Source organism: Rahnella sp. EDr1-12, from assembly GCF_049206505.1.
Taxonomy (GTDB): Bacteria; Pseudomonadota; Gammaproteobacteria; order Enterobacterales; family Enterobacteriaceae; genus Rahnella; species Rahnella rivi.
The window spans coordinates 68,358-82,552 of the sequence record NZ_JBLZNY010000010.1 but is presented as its reverse complement, the minus strand read 5'-3'; the positions used below and the strand labels follow the sequence as shown (position 1 = coordinate 82,552).

Genomic DNA, 14,195 nt, shown 5'->3' with positions numbered 1-14,195 from the left:
ATTCTCTGATGACCATAGAGGCTTTTTTGCCATATCGATAATAGAGTTCAACAGCCCGAACCCTGTCCTCATATGAATGCATTAACTCTCTCCCGAGAGTCCAAGTAATCGTCCGCACCCCCTTTTAGCTAGTTTATAATGTCACCCAGATACGGCGCATTTTCCACCTTTCTGGGAGATCTCTTCTGATGCTGGTAACCATGTCCAATAAAGAACTTCACCGCTTGCCGGTGATCCAGGCCGTTGTTGAAAAGCGTCTGCGTCGCCGTGATGCCGCCTCTCAGCTGGATCTCACTGAACGTCAGGTACAGCGTCTGATGAACCGCTTCCGGGAGTCCGGTGCTGCCGGGTTGACGAACACTCGTCGCGGTATGCCCGGAACTCATCACATTGATATTGCACTGCGTCATCGGATACTGACGCTGCTACGTGAAAATTACGTCGGTTTCGGGCCCACACTTGCCGCAGAAAAGCTTCAGGAGCGCCATGGGATTTCCGTTTCTGTCGAGACGTTGCGCTGCTGGATGACTGCCGACGGTCTCTGGGTGCCGCATGCCCATCGGCGACCGCGAGTTTATCAGCCCCGTTATCGACGCGACTGTTTGGGTGAACTCATTCAAATCGACGGTTCACACCACGACTGGTTTGAAGGACGTGCCTCCAAGTGCTGCCTGTTGGTTTACATCGATGATGCCACCGGTCGCCTGATGCATCTGCGATTTTGTCAGAGCGAATCAACCTTCGACTACATGCTGGCAACGCGCGAGTACATGGATAAACACGGCAAGCCGGTGGCCTTTTACAGCGACAAGCATGCTGTGTTCAGAGTCAGCCAGGCTGAGACTCGTCGGACCGGCATGACTCAGTTCGGACGTGCGTTGCATGATCTCAATATTGAACTGATATGTGCTAACAGCAGCCAGGCTAAGGGGCGCGTCGAGCGTGCCAACCTGACCCTGCAGGATCGGCTGATTAAGGAGATGCGGCTGGAAAACATCAGTGGCATCGACGCGGCCAATGCGTGGCTGGACGTTTTTATTCGCGACTTTAATCGTCGATTCGCCAGACCCGCAACCTACCCGAAAGACCTCCATCGACCTGTCAGCGAGAACCGCTCAGAGCTGGATGATATTTTTGCCTGGCAGACGCTGCGTACGCTCTCAAAATCGTTGACCTTTCAATATGATAAGATGCTTTATCTTGTTGAACCCTCGGAGGAAAATGCGCATATTGCGGGTGAGAAAATCCTGGCTTTTGACTATCCGGACGGCACGCTGGCATTCCGCTATGGCAACAGAACGCTGAAGTATCAGGTATTCGACAAGCTGGCCTGTATCGATCAGGGCCGCATTGTGGACAACAAGCGACTGGGTGCAGTTCTGAAATTAGCGCAGGAAAAGCAGGACGAACTCGAGACAGCGGGGAAAAGAAATCGCAGCCAACATATGCCTAAAAGGCGTGCTCAGGTTCAGGAACAACTGAGGGCAATGAACCCGGTACTTGCCGACCCGACCCTGTTCAAACCCAGTCTGAAAAGATGACCTGACTGCCCTTTTCTCTTCAAAATTTGGATAAAAAGTGACATTCAAAAATGGGAAATCAGGGTGACATTTCAAACTGGGATAGACAGGTTTACAGAAGCTAAGGGCTTTGTTGAATAAATCGAACTTTTAGCCGTAATCAGGTTCAGATCACCACATTCTCGATCCTGTAGCGGTACCCCCTGGCAAATAAAAGTTCAAAATTCCATTTTTATCCTGATGAAGCTCCTGTTCCGCTGCCGGGATTATTCATGCCTCAGCAGGCGGGCTTAGTCCGTCAGCTTCCCATTCAAAAGCCCCACATGCAGTGAAATTGCCCACCTGGTTATCGACCCCACCGGCTTAAAAGTTTTCGGAGAGGGTGAGTGGAAGGTGAAAAAACACGGCTAGGAATTGCAAAAAAAACTAAAGCCATTGAATCTACTGAAAACTCCTTTACTCAGAAAAACAATTGAGACATTAGATTATTAAAAAAGGAATTAATTGGCATCCTCATGCTTAATTCCATCAGGATACATTTCGGCAATACGTAACTGGTAGACCATGGTTGCATCTGGTGGAACTTTTGGCGGATATCCTTTCTCACCGTATGCAAGTGATGGTGGAACAACCATTGTCATAGAGCCATGATTATTTAATTTCACCAGAGCTTCCTGAAAGAGTGGTGGGAACTCTGCCACTTTCTGGGAAAGTACAGCACCGTTCGCCTCCATGTCCTGTATAACCGTTCCATCCGTCAAGCTTTCTTTAACGATAAGATCTACAATGGCTCCCTTGGGAATAGGGCTATCTCCGGCATAATCGATTTTGTAAAGGACGCCCCCGCTACCCTCTATAACACCTTTCTGTTGCTTGAATTTTTCAACATAAGATTTCCCAAGGTTAAACTGAGCGGACAATGTTTTTTCCCTGGCATTATTGACCTCATTTTCAGCATCAGTCAGTGCGCGGCTAAGTATGTCATCCGCAAGGCGACGTTTACCTGAGAACGTATCAACAATCCCTGCAAGGATGAGGTCTTTATCCGTTTTCACCCCCCAGCGGTTACGTTCTGCCTGCATTTGCATTATCTCCTCGCCTAATGACACTCCGGCAGCATAATTTTGTTTCGCACCGGCGTCATCCAGGCTGTCTTGCGTCAGTGAAACTGCCTGATTAGCTTTTGCAGTGTCCAGTGCAAGCTGAAGTTCTGCGAGCTGTTTTTTATAGGCTTCTTCCTGCTCTTTCATGGAAGCGGCACTTTTAAGCAACAGCTCTTGTGAGTGCGTCTTTATTGATATCAGAGCTTTGTTCAATTCGTCCTTTTGCAACTTCATGCTTTCCAGCTGAGTTCTGAGTTCCTGCTCTACTATTAATCTTGCACTAATCTGAAGATTGGCCTGCCTGACTTTCTCTTCCGCGGCTTTTTCTTCAGGCGTCATCGACAAAGCTCGCCTTACCTGCGAGGCAAAAAGACTCAAGCCTTTCAAGTCCGCCGGCATTGTTACTCTCGAAATCTCTTTCTCCTTGAGTTTAATGCGCAATGCAGACACCTCCTGCTCAAGCCCTGCAATTTTCTCTTGTTGCTTTTTAAGTTCGGTGTCTTTAATTCTCCAATTACCTGGCCGCTGTTTTGTATTCTGTCCTCCTATAACTGCAGCCGGTCTTGCATTTTGTGCTGCTCCGATCGCAGGTTTCGGTTTTGATTGTTGCGATGGCCCCTTTTTAACTTCATCGGCATTGCTGCTGCTTTGATATTTTTCAGCAAACTGGAGGAGTGCTGGGATGTTTCTCTCCTGGGGATTAACAGCATACGCAGCCCTTAGAGGAAGCATACCACCAGTAATGGCCATCCATGTCAAAGTCCAGGCAGAAAGCCTCATTGTGCAGACCCTCCGCTTTCGGTGAGTCCTAACAACAGGGCTTGATCAATCTGCGCGCACAGCTTACTTACGCGATAACGGTAGAGGGCATCAACAGTACCTTGTGTTTCATCTTTTATCCGACTACGGATCCCGGAGTATTGCGCTGCGCCTTTCATCAACTTTTCAAAATTCTTCTTATATTCAACTGATTGTTGAGCTTTAACCGTTTGTAGCGCATCCAGTGATTTTTGACATTGCTGAAGCTGAGCTGATTCGATTTCCTCTTTGGTCGGCGTGACAACCTGACCTGCTTGTGGGGGAGCTTTCTTAATTGGAGATTTTTGGCACCCTGTTAACAAAAACATTGAGAGAATTACACTGACAGTGAGTACACATTTAAAAGACTTCATGAATATCCTTTGCTTAATCAAAAATTACGTTTTTTTAAAACCCTTACGGGCAGGCAAAAACACTTGCACTGCCCTATAGCATTACATTAAGGATGTTTATATGAAAATATTTGAATTATTCAGATTTTGTGTTCGTATCCTTTATCAGCCACTTATATAAATCTGTGTTTTTCGTAAGTTTGAGTTTGCCCATTGCAGAACGTTTGTGAGTACTCACTGTTTTGCAATCAATGTTCAGCAAATTAGCAATCTCACCGGGTTGCATCCCTTTTGATAGATAGTGTAATATTTGCCGCTGTCTTTCAGTTAATTTATTTGTTAATAAATTCTCAGGAACTCTTATTTCAGATTTAAATTTTTCTGTTAGCGCATGATCAATTATTTCATAGACGACTCCAGGTTTCTGGTGACGGTATAGAAAAAAGGGAACATGATACTGTGTAAGTTCTTCCCGATGTTGTGTCATCACAATCACCAATTTTGACATGTAAGTTCGATCTCCCACAATCCTGGCAGGTAATGCTGCGCCAGGACAGTGCGGAGCCCAAAAAATCAAATCTGCCATACGATAAGAATGTTTAGTTTCCCTGATAAAAACTGGCATTTTTACTTCTGCAAAGTAATTCTCAATACTCAATTTTAGCCCTGCGGCAAAAAAATTATCCGAGTCAATAATGAGAACTTTAAATACCCGCGGCATTTGAGACCTTCCTATTAGTCACTGATAAAATCCATTTTGAAACGGGGATCGTCCGGGAAGAAAAGATGCGCCTCTTTTTTCACCCGAAGATATGATTCTTCGTCTTTCAATAAGAACAAAACGCCGCAAAGATTGCCGTATACATTTCTGTCAACTCTCTTTGAGAGATATAATTTGGCCCAGTCTCTATATTGCTGTAGTAATTTTCTTTCTTTGGTCCTCGAGAAAACAATTAATCCATGCAGGTTTTTATCATAAAGCCAACGCTCAGAATTAATTCCGAGGTCAAAATTCATCGCATGCTCAGCATCCCTGATTTCAATAAGTCCGTTGCGTTCAAAAGAGGTCAATATTAAATTTGCATAAAGACCAACAGCAAAAAAAATAATTGCAATAACTGAAGCGGAAATTATCGTAATGTCAACTAATCTCAAGGCTTCAGATTTCAAGATAGGGGACGGTATGCTCATGTTAAACTGGCTCTGTAACATCGCCAGCAGGAGCAGGAAGATCAACCACGTAGGTGCAGATAAATTAAAAGGGTATTCTGTCTGGGCATGCAGCAGCATCGGCGTAAGTGCTACAATCAGCAGAAGCGGAAAGCAACCCCGATACCTGTCTTTATGAGACTGAACATCTAACGCACGCCAAGCACGCTTAATTATTTTTATGCCCGCATAAAGTAGCACCATGAAACCCGTTAGTGAGACAAGCCCCCCCTCTACCCACCAAAGCAGAATTTCATTATGTGGGTGACGTACGACACCTAAAGATAAGGTAGATAAATGTTGCGACGCTCTGAAATGTTGGAAACTGTATTCGAAACTCCCATATCCCCATCCTAAAAATGGCCTCGATAATATCATCTTAAATGACTCATCCAGAATAATGAGTCTTGCATTACTCGATGCTGCATGGTCGACAATGTTGACGTGTCCCCCTGTCTGAATGAATAGCGCGAAGGAAACAGCCAGCCCCTGGAGTAACAAAGCAGATATGACCCGGTTTCTGGATTGTGCTTTAACTCCAATCAGAAACATCATCATACTTACAAGAATACCGCTTACCCAACCAATACGCGATTGAAGCCATACCAGTAGTGAAGTAAAAATCAGAAGCATTACACCGAAAACACACATTTTTAATGTGTATATCCGTGACCTCTGAACTGTCAAATTTGAAAAAATAAACAACATGAGCACAAGTGCTATGCCGATCGATACAAAAGTGGCCAGCACATTAACCTGCTGGAATACCCCATAAGGACGCGAATATAAGCGAGGGTAATTAAGCCATGCAGGAACATTTTCAGGAGAAAAAATCTGCGTTATAGCAATTGTTGACTGAATGGTCACGGCGATCAAAATCCCCGCAATAATCCAGTATTTCTTTCTATGTGATAAATCATATCGAAGAAGAGAAATGTAAAAAACTAGCCCACCCAGCAAGCCTCCCCAACGCGAGACTGCGGCCCCAAACCACTGAGGAGATGTATAAAGTAACGGAATTCCAAGGATTAGCACGCCTGTCAGAATTATGCCGGTATTGGAATCAATTCCCTGCATAGTATCTTTTCTTTTACTAATCCAAATCAATGCAACAACTGATGCCATGACGAGCCAAGCAATAATATTGACAGGAAGTTTAAGCCCACTGCCCCCCATATTCGGCAAATATAGAGGCAACAAGAATATGACCCAGACCAAAATAAGTAGCAATGGAAGATGGATAGCAATTTTTGATTTTTTTTTTGACCTTTTGAGTATTGAACCACCCATACTGTAACCACACCCTTCTTTCGATGAAAAGTTATCGCTAGGCTTGGATTGACAAGATCTTCCTCCTAAACCTAACCGTGCTACGTTCATCAAGCATGACATATGCGTCGCCTGCACAGCATTAGTTTATGAATGTAGGTTATGCTGACACTCAATAATACAGAACAATTATATCTTGAAAAAGGATACTTGCAGCATAAAAAATATCTTCCTACATAATTACATTATAATACTCTAAAGATAGACTGAGTTTGTACACATTCTTTCGCACACATTATTTTATTTCTTAAAGATCAATTCAATATCCCAGCTTTTCAATTAAAATTTCGTCCTAAAGAAAATACTAGGCTTTACATCTGTCCAAATCATAATTAATATTACACCTCGATTAAACATGAATGGTCATTGTAAACCTCTGTTATAATATTTCCTTTTGATATATTTCTGCTGATATAATTCTTGTTAATACACAGGCCATAGCGGGGAATGGTGATGAGAAAATCCTCAGGAAGACCATTATCAATTAATACGGCTCTCGTTTTGAAAACGAGCTGATTGTAACTGTTTTCAATAGACTTTCGAGGAGAACTTTTCCATAAAAGGTTAATGAGTTCCTCTTTTTGCGTAACCCCTTTTATCAAAAAATCTATTAGTCGAGTTTGATTTTTACTCAATGAAATTTCTTTTTTTTCTCTTTTGAAAATAAGCTTTTTAACGTCTAATACGAGTATCTCGTTCTCAAAATAGGTGACATTTTCCATTGTAATCTCTGAACCTCCCTGGCTTAATGAGTTAGTTTCTCAATTACACGTACGTAAACCTTTCCAGGAAAACGTTCAAATTTAGGCCATAGGTTAATAAAACTTACTATCTGTCATGACGTAAATCGGATGTGCATTTGATGAAAGCACTTTACCACCAGGAAACACAGAATGGCTTTATCTATTAATAATGAGTGAAATCATAGATTTTTATTCTTTATTTTACTATATAAATAGATTTTTCATCCGTTAGAAGTTATTATAAACTTTTTGCACTAAAATAATTAATACTCAATTCCGACGCCTAAGAATGTTCGTAGTGTCGCGAAATAAACATAAAACGTAAATATTAAGAGGGATGATTCCCTTTATCATTTAGATAAACATGATTTACACCAGAGGAAGCGGATGGAGTACAAGATTAACAATACAATCAAATATAATTCTCTGGATGGGACCTTATATAGCCCTGAACACAATGTGGATATGCTAACGCTTGCGCGTATAAGCAATGAGTTACTGTTGCTTTTTGTTGGTAATGCAAAAGTGTTATTGACACGCGACGCTATTTTATTTGAGTTATGGGAAAAGCGTGGTTTAAGTGCATCCAGTAATAACCTCAATAATCATGTTTCTATTCTACGTAAAGCTCTCGCACAATGTGGCTGTACCGGAGTCATAACGACTGTCCCTAAACAGGGTTTCTTTTTTGATGCAGAGATCATCGCGATTAAACCCAGTGAAGAACGCAGACCTGTAGTGCCTGCTGATAGCACACCTGGGATAGATACCGTAGTAGCCACGGCAAGTGTTAGTATATATGAGAAGCGGAAATCTCTTCCAACACAGCTCATTAAATTTATTTTGTTCTTGTTATTCGCTATTACACTTGCATCTTCATACTTTCTTTATGACTATTTAAGGCTAAATGCGATCCGAAGTGAGGTCCTGCGTATAAAACAATGTCGATTCTATCTGATTGATGATTTAACCAGACGAATGCCACAGCAATGGGTGACAGACAGAATTCAGGAAATTGTTGGTAGTGAAGATATCGACTGTGATTTAAAAGCCAACGTTTATTACTCAGCCGATAAAAAACTTGATTCATCAGGTAATTCTACCCTTCACGACTTCTTCGGTTATTGCCCATTTGATAGCAAGGCGCCTTGCGAGAACTACATTTTCACCGGGACGGAGGAAAAACGTGAAAAAGATAAATAATTATTCACTCCTAATCATTTTATTCTCACTTTTCGTTGGCACTGTCTCTTGGGCAACCTGGCAAAATACAAGTGGGAATAAGGAGTTTGAATGCTGGGCGCGTTTACACATCAAAAACACTGTGACAAGTTGCCAGGAAAGCAGTTTTATTGATGTTTTTTTTTCATTTCATGGAAACGGAGAAGGTTACTTTTTGGCTGATGGTAGTTCATCGTGTCTTAATCAAAAGCCAAAATCAGTAGGCGGGATTCTCAATTTTAATTACAGTAAACAAGGTGATTATTTTTCTGTTAAAATGAAAGACTCAAACCCGGCACTGGCAGAAATTATCAAGGTTTTGAATTACGACCAGATTAAATTAAAAATTACAAAATTAAATTCTTCAGACTATTTTATGACTCTGCCAAATGAAACACTTCTTATATGCACGGAAGACTGATTGTAAGCATCAAACAATTATATTTTAATTGTCATATAAAAACTTCTCATTTAAAAATCATGTTAAACCGCTTTTTCTTGAAATTAAGACTTCTCCTAATGTTGATGAACTTCCCGGGCTAAACATGATCTTCACCTAAAAAGTTGTGGGGTTATGAATATTTAACCCCATACTTTAATGTGACATTTATATTTTAAAATTATCCAATAGGATTTTCACCAACAATTGCTCACTTATTTTTTAATGCAAGAAATTAATTATCATTCGATAATTTCGCATGCTTTTATAATGTCGAATCTTTCAATTATTTATAGCCATGTCTGATAACCAACACTCCAGACTAGAGCTATTGTGGGTAAACTGAATGATTCTTACCCTACATATTAAAACAAATAAACAAACATACTGTCGTGTTTTTATTTGTATCACTAATCAAAATACTTATTTATTACAAATATTGATCAGTAATCAATAAATAGACCATGCTAAAATAAAAGTAGTTAAAAAATCATATACCTTTGCTTAGATATAACGTTATCCATTTTGATATGTCATTCTATACAGGCTCATAAAGTAGAACCGTGCTAGCTTGCCAGGTGCCTGGTTTGACTCCACTCAGCACTGATTTTATTGTTAAATTATTATCTCCCACATTGAGTTTTAAGTTACTCAGCAATGGAAGATTGTTTATTTTTATCGTTGACATTCCCCCACCAATATCGAGCGTTGTTTTACCCCCAGTTAGTGAAAACCGAACGGTACCTGAGCGCGAGCAATTTATAATAAAATTATTTTCTGCAATAGAACCATCTACATCTTTTTGATTTATTAATTTATGGTCTAAAATTATTTCATTATTAGTTATATTACATTGAGCAGGTATCTCTGGTACCCTTGCACAAACTCCAGGTGGGCGCTCCCACGTCCAGTCCTTACCTGGTATCGCAGTGCTACCGGTATATAAAGCTGCAGTAACGCAATAATCTGATGGAGGGTATTCGGTAGTATATTTTGCTGTAAACCACCAATGACTATCTGTATAATAATGTTTCATTAATAACTTCGAATATGTATTAATACTCGTAGTACTTTGATGGTTAGCACCACCAAGGAATAAGGCCTTATCTGGAGGATCATTTTTATAAAACGCCGCATATGCCGAAGTTCTTCTTTTCCCTATTATTCTTGTTGCAGCCCAATCCCCTCCATCGATAATCGTAGGTGATCCAAGGGTTATCCAGTACTTCCCGTTCTCATACCCTCCTGTCATATTTGGAAAATAAGGAATATCTCGGTCACCAGCCCAGACTATAGGACATAGTAATACAGATAAGAAACCGATGTTCAATGTTTTATTCTTCATATTCTTTCCACTAGAATTTTCAGTAAGAGATCCACATAAAGCTATTAATGTGACAGCATACTTAAACCTAAAAACATCATTTAATAAAAACTCAAATTATGATACATAACTCACTGATAATCTAAACGAAAATTTGCAACAACCTTAAAACCACCATATTTTATTCTTCTATCGCTAATGGCTTTAGGTTCTGCCTGCAAATATGCATTTATAGTTATTAGATTTACTCCTTTCTTCAATGTATATGAACCGTCCGAATCGTTGATTGGTAGTGCTTCGCCATCGGTTGTTTCGAGTCCAATTGCAAAACCGGTTGATTCCCCTCCGCTCTTCACCTCGAGTAAGCCTGGTAATTCTTGACTTTCAGCACCGCTAAAACTTATACGTACGGTGTTACCAAGACTCAAATCACAGTCAGAAAGGCGCAACTTAAATTCCTGTCCATGCGTACGCTGATTCAGGTATAGATACTTGTCCACAATCGTTCCGAAATCCAACTGAATACTTTCGTCTCCGGGAGCAATCACGCACGGCTCCGTCACCAACGCTCCTCGCATGACTACATTATCTTTGGCGTATGTACCAGGGCTGAACATAAGAATAATGCTAGCAAGTAATGTTCCTCGAATCATTGAACGTACTGCTACACAAGTTCGCTGTATTTTCATCACTGATAATTAATCCCGATAGTTGCCACCGCTTCAAATGCGCCCGCTGTCAGCGTACTGCCTGGTCTTTTTACTGGGACAGCTTCCAGTAATGGCGGTTTACTGAAATCTATGGGCACCAGCTTACCAACGCTGAAAGGTTTACCATTGATCAACAAACGGATCCCTAAGTCATCAATGTTGGTTTGTATTGCCGCCCCGTCATAACTAGTCGTGATACCAGTCAGGATAAACGCCATATCCCAGGGCTTTGATTCAGCTTCGCAGAACATAAGATATGGGATTTTCTGCTTATAGTTTATGCCATCGACCTTGTTCACCCCAACCCGGTTTCCAAACTCTACAAGTGTTTGCAAACCTCCGTTAAATCCACATTTTGGTGGTTCAAGTAACGTTCCTTTCAGCGAAAAATTATCTTCCGCTTTAACGGTTAGGCTGAAAGATATACTTACTGTAAACATTAGAATAATCATCTTTATCATGTAATTATGTCTTCCCTGCTTACTGATAATCGATCATCATGGTGGCAGTAGCTCTAAACGCGCCGCCAGTTAATGTCGCTCCATCTTTTTTTACCGGTACCGCCTTCAGCGCCGGTTTCGAAGGATCGTTGTAATTCAGCCACTTGTTTACCTGCAACGCGCTACCGTTTGCTGTCAGGGCAATAGCCAGATCGGCTTTATCGGTTGCCAGTTTAGTACTGTCAAAACTGGCGCCGGTCCCTTTAATTTGCAGGCGCAACGTTTTGGATGTCGCGCCTGAGCATTGGAGGCTGTAATTGACGTCCTTAATGTAATTTTTGCCATCGACTCGCGTGGTCATTACTTCATTGCCAAAATCTACGTTGATTGGAGAACCGCCATTAATAGTACACGGAGGTGGTTCAATCATCGTTCCATCGAAATTTAGCCGCGCCGCCTCACTACTCTCATTCAAACCAGACATGACTATCAGAAACAGTGCAACGTAAGATGAGGTAAGTCTTATGGATTTATTCTTAAATTTCATAGATAATCCACCTTAAACTCTACATATCCTGAAAAGGTTCCGCCCTTCAGAATGATATTTGGCCTTTTAATCGGTATAAGTTTTATTACCGGTTTAGTGGGATAGGTAAAATTGAACCATTCATTTACCCCTGTACGAATGTTTCCGATATAAAGGGCAATGCCAATATCGACGTTTGTTGTCTTAATGGCTTTGGTATCAAAATCCGTCGCCAGGCCATATAGCTGCATTCTGAGGGAGTTATTAACGTTATTTGTGCAGTCAATCGTGTAGTTTGCTTCCTTGGCATAATTTACACCATCGACTTTGGTTGTTAGTATGTCTTTGCCAAAGTCAACATAAGGGTCTACACCCTGGTTTATGGTGCATGCGGGAGCGTCAATAAGTGTTCCGGTGAAGGTCATATCACCGGGTGCCGCTAACGTTACCAAGCTATATCCACCCGTTACAATTAATGCAAATACTCGTATGAATTGCGTCGTTATTTGAGGAATTAACTTCATTGATAATCCACCGTCATCGTTGCTGCACCAGAAAAACCACCGCTTTTAAGCGTTGCTGATGTGTTTTTAACCGGAACAGCCTTAAGCACCGGTTTATTCGGCCAGGTAAAATTAAACCCTTCATTTATCACAATACGGGTATTGCCGTTATACAAAGCGATGCCTAGGTTAGCATTGTTGGTTTTGACCGCTTTGCTATCAAAACTTGCGGTCTGGCCACTTATTTTCATTTTCAGGGCATTGGTGGTGTTATTTTTACAGTTGATATCATAATTCACCTCTTTGAGGTAATTCGTTCCATTTACTTTTCCCGTTTCTACAGCGTTACCAAAATCAACTGTGATCGGCTTATTTCCATTTATCTCGCAGGAAAGGGGCGCGATTACTGTTACCTTTACTGTTACATTAGTAACAGCGCCTGCAAAATGGCTGAGCGGCAATAGAAACAGGCCAGTCGTAAAAGGAACAGCATAGTGAGCTATAGACAGCAGTTTATTATTCATAGCTCAGTCCAAAATTAACTTGAGCCTGATAAGATCCCGCTTGTAACGGCGCACGGGTTCGTTCCGGCGTAATGGTATAAGTGAGCTGATTATTTCCCGGCGTCAGAAGCAGAGATGCCCCGCGGCTACCGAGACGGATATCACGTCCCAATTTGTCCGTTACTCTGAGCGCCAGCCCCTTCGCCCCCTGAACCTGTAGCAGTTCCGGGTTATTAATATCTGCAGGGGCAATGAACCTGACAGTAACCGCTGGCTGTCCCGGACTCCATCTCAGATTGCCGCTTCGCTCATCCAGCGTACGGGCAGGCCCCGATATGCAATCCTGTAGCTTCAACTGAACCGTAACAGGCGTTCCACGGTCACCAACCTGGCGTAAACGGCCAGTGGCAGTGGTTCCCAGGTTGATGTCCTGCCAGGCCGAGGTCATTTCCAACCTGCATGCGCTTTCACTTAATGCACCGCGAACCTGGAGCACACCATTCGCGCCGTCTACACCCCAGTTATCAGCAGCATGTGCCTGAGAGACAACGCTCAGGACGACTGTGAACACTCCTGATACGATCAGAGTAGTCAGCACCGTTACCGTCAGGCCTCGCCACTCCCGCGATGTCATTCTGTCAGTCACTTTGTTCCATTTTTCCTTATGCATGCATCCTCCTGATACTAAGAGTTCCGGTCATTAACGGCTGTCTTTGACTGCCTCAGCTTTACAGTTGCTGCCACCGCTGCAAGAGAACTGAATCTGAGGGCGACCGCCATAGTCATTGATGTAAGTCAGCACAGGATTGTTACCCAGCGCACTGGCACTGGCGGTGAGTGTTGCGGTGCTTTTGGGCTCGACCATTACCGGATCAAATCCCTTAACTGACTGACCCTTTACGGTGCTGCTGCCATCTACCAGAGTGACGTAGTAAGGCGTCGGGTTCGTCACCACATAGCGGTCACCTTGTTTGCTCAGGGTGATTTTTTCCTGCCATGGAATAGTCATTGCCCCTGTGGTGTTCATTAGCGAAGCAGGGCGATAAAAAAGTTTAATACGCGTCTGAAGGGCAATTTGCAGGGTATTCGGCTTATCCGTACGCGGTGGGATTTCACGGATATTGAAATAGAACAAGGACTCGCGATCCTGCGGCAGGGCTTTCACCGCCGGTAAGCCCTGAACTTTAACCTGACTCTTCGCCCCCGGCTCAATACGCTGCACCGGCGGTAAAACCGTCAAAGGCGTGGTTATTTTGTTACCCTGAGCATCTTCAATCCAGCCCTGGGCAAGATAAGGAAGTTGCTTATTTTCATTGCTGACATTGAGGCTTATGGATTGCTGGCCGCCATCATAAATCACACGAGTACGATCAAGCGCGATAGCGGCGAATGCCGACTGAGCTGCTAATCCACTTAATAATGTGCAAGTCAAAAAAGTAGTGCTTTTAGGGAATTTCATGCTTTGTATCTCATT

The 14,195-nt window shown here is 42.4% G+C and carries 16 protein-coding genes and 1 pseudogene; 4 read left to right on the top strand and 13 right to left on the bottom strand.

From position 1 onward, the window contains the following. The first annotated feature begins 200 nt into the window (after positions 1 to 200). Both ACO0U8_RS23355 and ACO0U8_RS23350 read left to right on the top strand, forming a co-directional pair. Positions 201 to 1,541: an ISNCY family transposase gene (locus ACO0U8_RS23355; RefSeq protein ID WP_421671723.1), complete on the top strand. Its 1,341-nt coding sequence runs from the start codon at positions 201 to 203 to the stop codon at positions 1,539 to 1,541. Between the two features lie 201 nt (positions 1,542 to 1,742). Next, positions 1,743 to 1,928 (top strand): annotated as a pseudogene (locus ACO0U8_RS23350) (transposase); the annotation flags it as partial. Between the two features lie 92 nt (positions 1,929 to 2,020). Here ACO0U8_RS23350 and ACO0U8_RS23345 read toward each other — a convergent pair. The 5 genes from ACO0U8_RS23345 to ACO0U8_RS23325 all read right to left on the bottom strand — a co-directional run bounded on the left by ACO0U8_RS23345 (position 2,021) and on the right by ACO0U8_RS23325 (position 7,034). Beyond that, positions 2,021 to 3,373, bottom strand: coding sequence for an FKBP-type peptidyl-prolyl cis-trans isomerase N-terminal domain-containing protein (locus tag ACO0U8_RS23345; RefSeq protein WP_421671722.1), 1,353 nt, complete (start codon positions 3,371 to 3,373; stop codon positions 2,021 to 2,023). A gap of 26 nt (positions 3,374 to 3,399) precedes the next feature. Continuing rightward, positions 3,400 to 3,795 carry a hypothetical protein gene (locus ACO0U8_RS23340; RefSeq protein WP_421671721.1) on the bottom strand — a complete coding sequence of 132 codons (396 nt, stop codon included), beginning with the start codon at positions 3,793 to 3,795 and terminating at the stop codon, positions 3,400 to 3,402. A gap of 115 nt (positions 3,796 to 3,910) precedes the next feature. Continuing rightward, a complete protein-coding gene (locus tag ACO0U8_RS23335; RefSeq protein WP_421671720.1) occupies positions 3,911 to 4,495 on the bottom strand; it encodes a LuxR C-terminal-related transcriptional regulator in 585 nt (194 codons plus the stop codon). 14 nt (positions 4,496 to 4,509) lie between these two features. After that, positions 4,510 to 6,273 carry an O-antigen ligase family protein gene (locus ACO0U8_RS23330; protein WP_421671719.1) on the bottom strand — a complete coding sequence of 588 codons (1,764 nt, stop codon included), beginning with the start codon at positions 6,271 to 6,273 and terminating at the stop codon, positions 4,510 to 4,512. A gap of 377 nt (positions 6,274 to 6,650) precedes the next feature. Then, a complete protein-coding gene (locus ACO0U8_RS23325; RefSeq protein ID WP_421671718.1) occupies positions 6,651 to 7,034 on the bottom strand; it encodes a winged helix-turn-helix domain-containing protein in 384 nt (127 codons plus the stop codon). Positions 7,035 to 7,442: 408 nt separating this feature from the next. On the opposite strand from ACO0U8_RS23325, the gene ACO0U8_RS23320 reads away from it, so the two are divergent. Next, complete coding sequence (locus tag ACO0U8_RS23320) at positions 7,443 to 8,258, top strand: winged helix-turn-helix domain-containing protein (protein WP_421671717.1); 816 nt, start codon at positions 7,443 to 7,445, stop codon at positions 8,256 to 8,258. After that, positions 8,242 to 8,697, top strand: a complete 456-nt coding sequence (locus ACO0U8_RS23315) for a hypothetical protein (RefSeq protein ID WP_421671716.1) — start codon at positions 8,242 to 8,244, stop codon at positions 8,695 to 8,697. Before ACO0U8_RS23320 ends, ACO0U8_RS23315 begins: the two co-directional genes overlap by 17 nt. A gap of 556 nt (positions 8,698 to 9,253) precedes the next feature. On the opposite strand, the gene ACO0U8_RS23310 is transcribed toward ACO0U8_RS23315, so the two are convergent. The 8 genes from ACO0U8_RS23310 to ACO0U8_RS23275 form a co-directional block, all read right to left on the bottom strand. Continuing rightward, positions 9,254 to 10,060: a hypothetical protein gene (locus tag ACO0U8_RS23310; RefSeq protein WP_421671715.1), complete on the bottom strand. Its 807-nt coding sequence runs from the start codon at positions 10,058 to 10,060 to the stop codon at positions 9,254 to 9,256. Positions 10,061 to 10,170: 110 nt separating this feature from the next. After that, positions 10,171 to 10,728 carry a fimbrial protein gene (locus tag ACO0U8_RS23305; protein ID WP_421671731.1) on the bottom strand — a complete coding sequence of 186 codons (558 nt, stop codon included), beginning with the start codon at positions 10,726 to 10,728 and terminating at the stop codon, positions 10,171 to 10,173. Then, on the bottom strand, positions 10,728 to 11,210 hold the full coding sequence (locus tag ACO0U8_RS23300) for a fimbrial protein (RefSeq protein WP_421671714.1): 483 nt from the start codon (positions 11,208 to 11,210) through the stop codon (positions 10,728 to 10,730). Before ACO0U8_RS23300 ends, ACO0U8_RS23305 begins: the two co-directional genes overlap by 1 nt. 19 nt (positions 11,211 to 11,229) lie before the next feature. Further along, positions 11,230 to 11,736, bottom strand: a complete 507-nt coding sequence (locus ACO0U8_RS23295) for a fimbrial protein (protein ID WP_421671713.1) — start codon at positions 11,734 to 11,736, stop codon at positions 11,230 to 11,232. Then, positions 11,733 to 12,239: a fimbrial protein gene (locus tag ACO0U8_RS23290; RefSeq protein WP_421671712.1), complete on the bottom strand. Its 507-nt coding sequence runs from the start codon at positions 12,237 to 12,239 to the stop codon at positions 11,733 to 11,735. Before ACO0U8_RS23290 ends, ACO0U8_RS23295 begins: the two co-directional genes overlap by 4 nt. Continuing rightward, on the bottom strand, positions 12,236 to 12,742 hold the full coding sequence (locus tag ACO0U8_RS23285; RefSeq protein ID WP_421671711.1) for a fimbrial protein: 507 nt from the start codon (positions 12,740 to 12,742) through the stop codon (positions 12,236 to 12,238). Before ACO0U8_RS23285 ends, ACO0U8_RS23290 begins: the two co-directional genes overlap by 4 nt. Next, a complete protein-coding gene (locus ACO0U8_RS23280) occupies positions 12,735 to 13,391 on the bottom strand; it encodes a fimbrial protein (RefSeq protein WP_421671710.1) in 657 nt (218 codons plus the stop codon). The genes ACO0U8_RS23285 and ACO0U8_RS23280 overlap by 8 nt, the downstream gene beginning before the upstream one ends. Positions 13,392 to 13,421: 30 nt before the next feature. Next, complete coding sequence (locus ACO0U8_RS23275; RefSeq protein ID WP_421671709.1) at positions 13,422 to 14,180, bottom strand: fimbria/pilus periplasmic chaperone; 759 nt, start codon at positions 14,178 to 14,180, stop codon at positions 13,422 to 13,424. Positions 14,181 to 14,195 lie beyond the last annotated feature (15 nt).

Coding starts and splice junctions, on each gene's coding strand:
- ACO0U8_RS23320 (WP_421671717.1), top strand. CDS start 7,443: ATGGAGTACAAGATTAACAATACAATCAAATATAATTCTCTGGATGGG.
- ACO0U8_RS23305 (WP_421671731.1), bottom strand. CDS start 10,728: ATGAAAATACAGCGAACTTGTGTAGCAGTACGTTCAATGATTCGAGGA.
- ACO0U8_RS23355 (WP_421671723.1), top strand. CDS start 201: ATGTCCAATAAAGAACTTCACCGCTTGCCGGTGATCCAGGCCGTTGTT.
- ACO0U8_RS23295 (WP_421671713.1), bottom strand. CDS start 11,736: ATGAAATTTAAGAATAAATCCATAAGACTTACCTCATCTTACGTTGCA.
- ACO0U8_RS23330 (WP_421671719.1), bottom strand. CDS start 6,273: ATGGGTGGTTCAATACTCAAAAGGTCAAAAAAAAAATCAAAAATTGCT.
- ACO0U8_RS23310 (WP_421671715.1), bottom strand. CDS start 10,060: ATGAAGAATAAAACATTGAACATCGGTTTCTTATCTGTATTACTATGT.
- ACO0U8_RS23280 (WP_421671710.1), bottom strand. CDS start 13,391: ATGCATAAGGAAAAATGGAACAAAGTGACTGACAGAATGACATCGCGG.
- ACO0U8_RS23300 (WP_421671714.1), bottom strand. CDS start 11,210: ATGATAAAGATGATTATTCTAATGTTTACAGTAAGTATATCTTTCAGC.
- ACO0U8_RS23345 (WP_421671722.1), bottom strand. CDS start 3,373: ATGGCCATTACTGGTGGTATGCTTCCTCTAAGGGCTGCGTATGCTGTT.
- ACO0U8_RS23275 (WP_421671709.1), bottom strand. CDS start 14,180: ATGAAATTCCCTAAAAGCACTACTTTTTTGACTTGCACATTATTAAGT.
- ACO0U8_RS23340 (WP_421671721.1), bottom strand. CDS start 3,795: ATGAAGTCTTTTAAATGTGTACTCACTGTCAGTGTAATTCTCTCAATG.
- ACO0U8_RS23290 (WP_421671712.1), bottom strand. CDS start 12,239: ATGAAGTTAATTCCTCAAATAACGACGCAATTCATACGAGTATTTGCA.
- ACO0U8_RS23335 (WP_421671720.1), bottom strand. CDS start 4,495: ATGCCGCGGGTATTTAAAGTTCTCATTATTGACTCGGATAATTTTTTT.
- ACO0U8_RS23325 (WP_421671718.1), bottom strand. CDS start 7,034: ATGGAAAATGTCACCTATTTTGAGAACGAGATACTCGTATTAGACGTT.
- ACO0U8_RS23285 (WP_421671711.1), bottom strand. CDS start 12,742: ATGAATAATAAACTGCTGTCTATAGCTCACTATGCTGTTCCTTTTACG.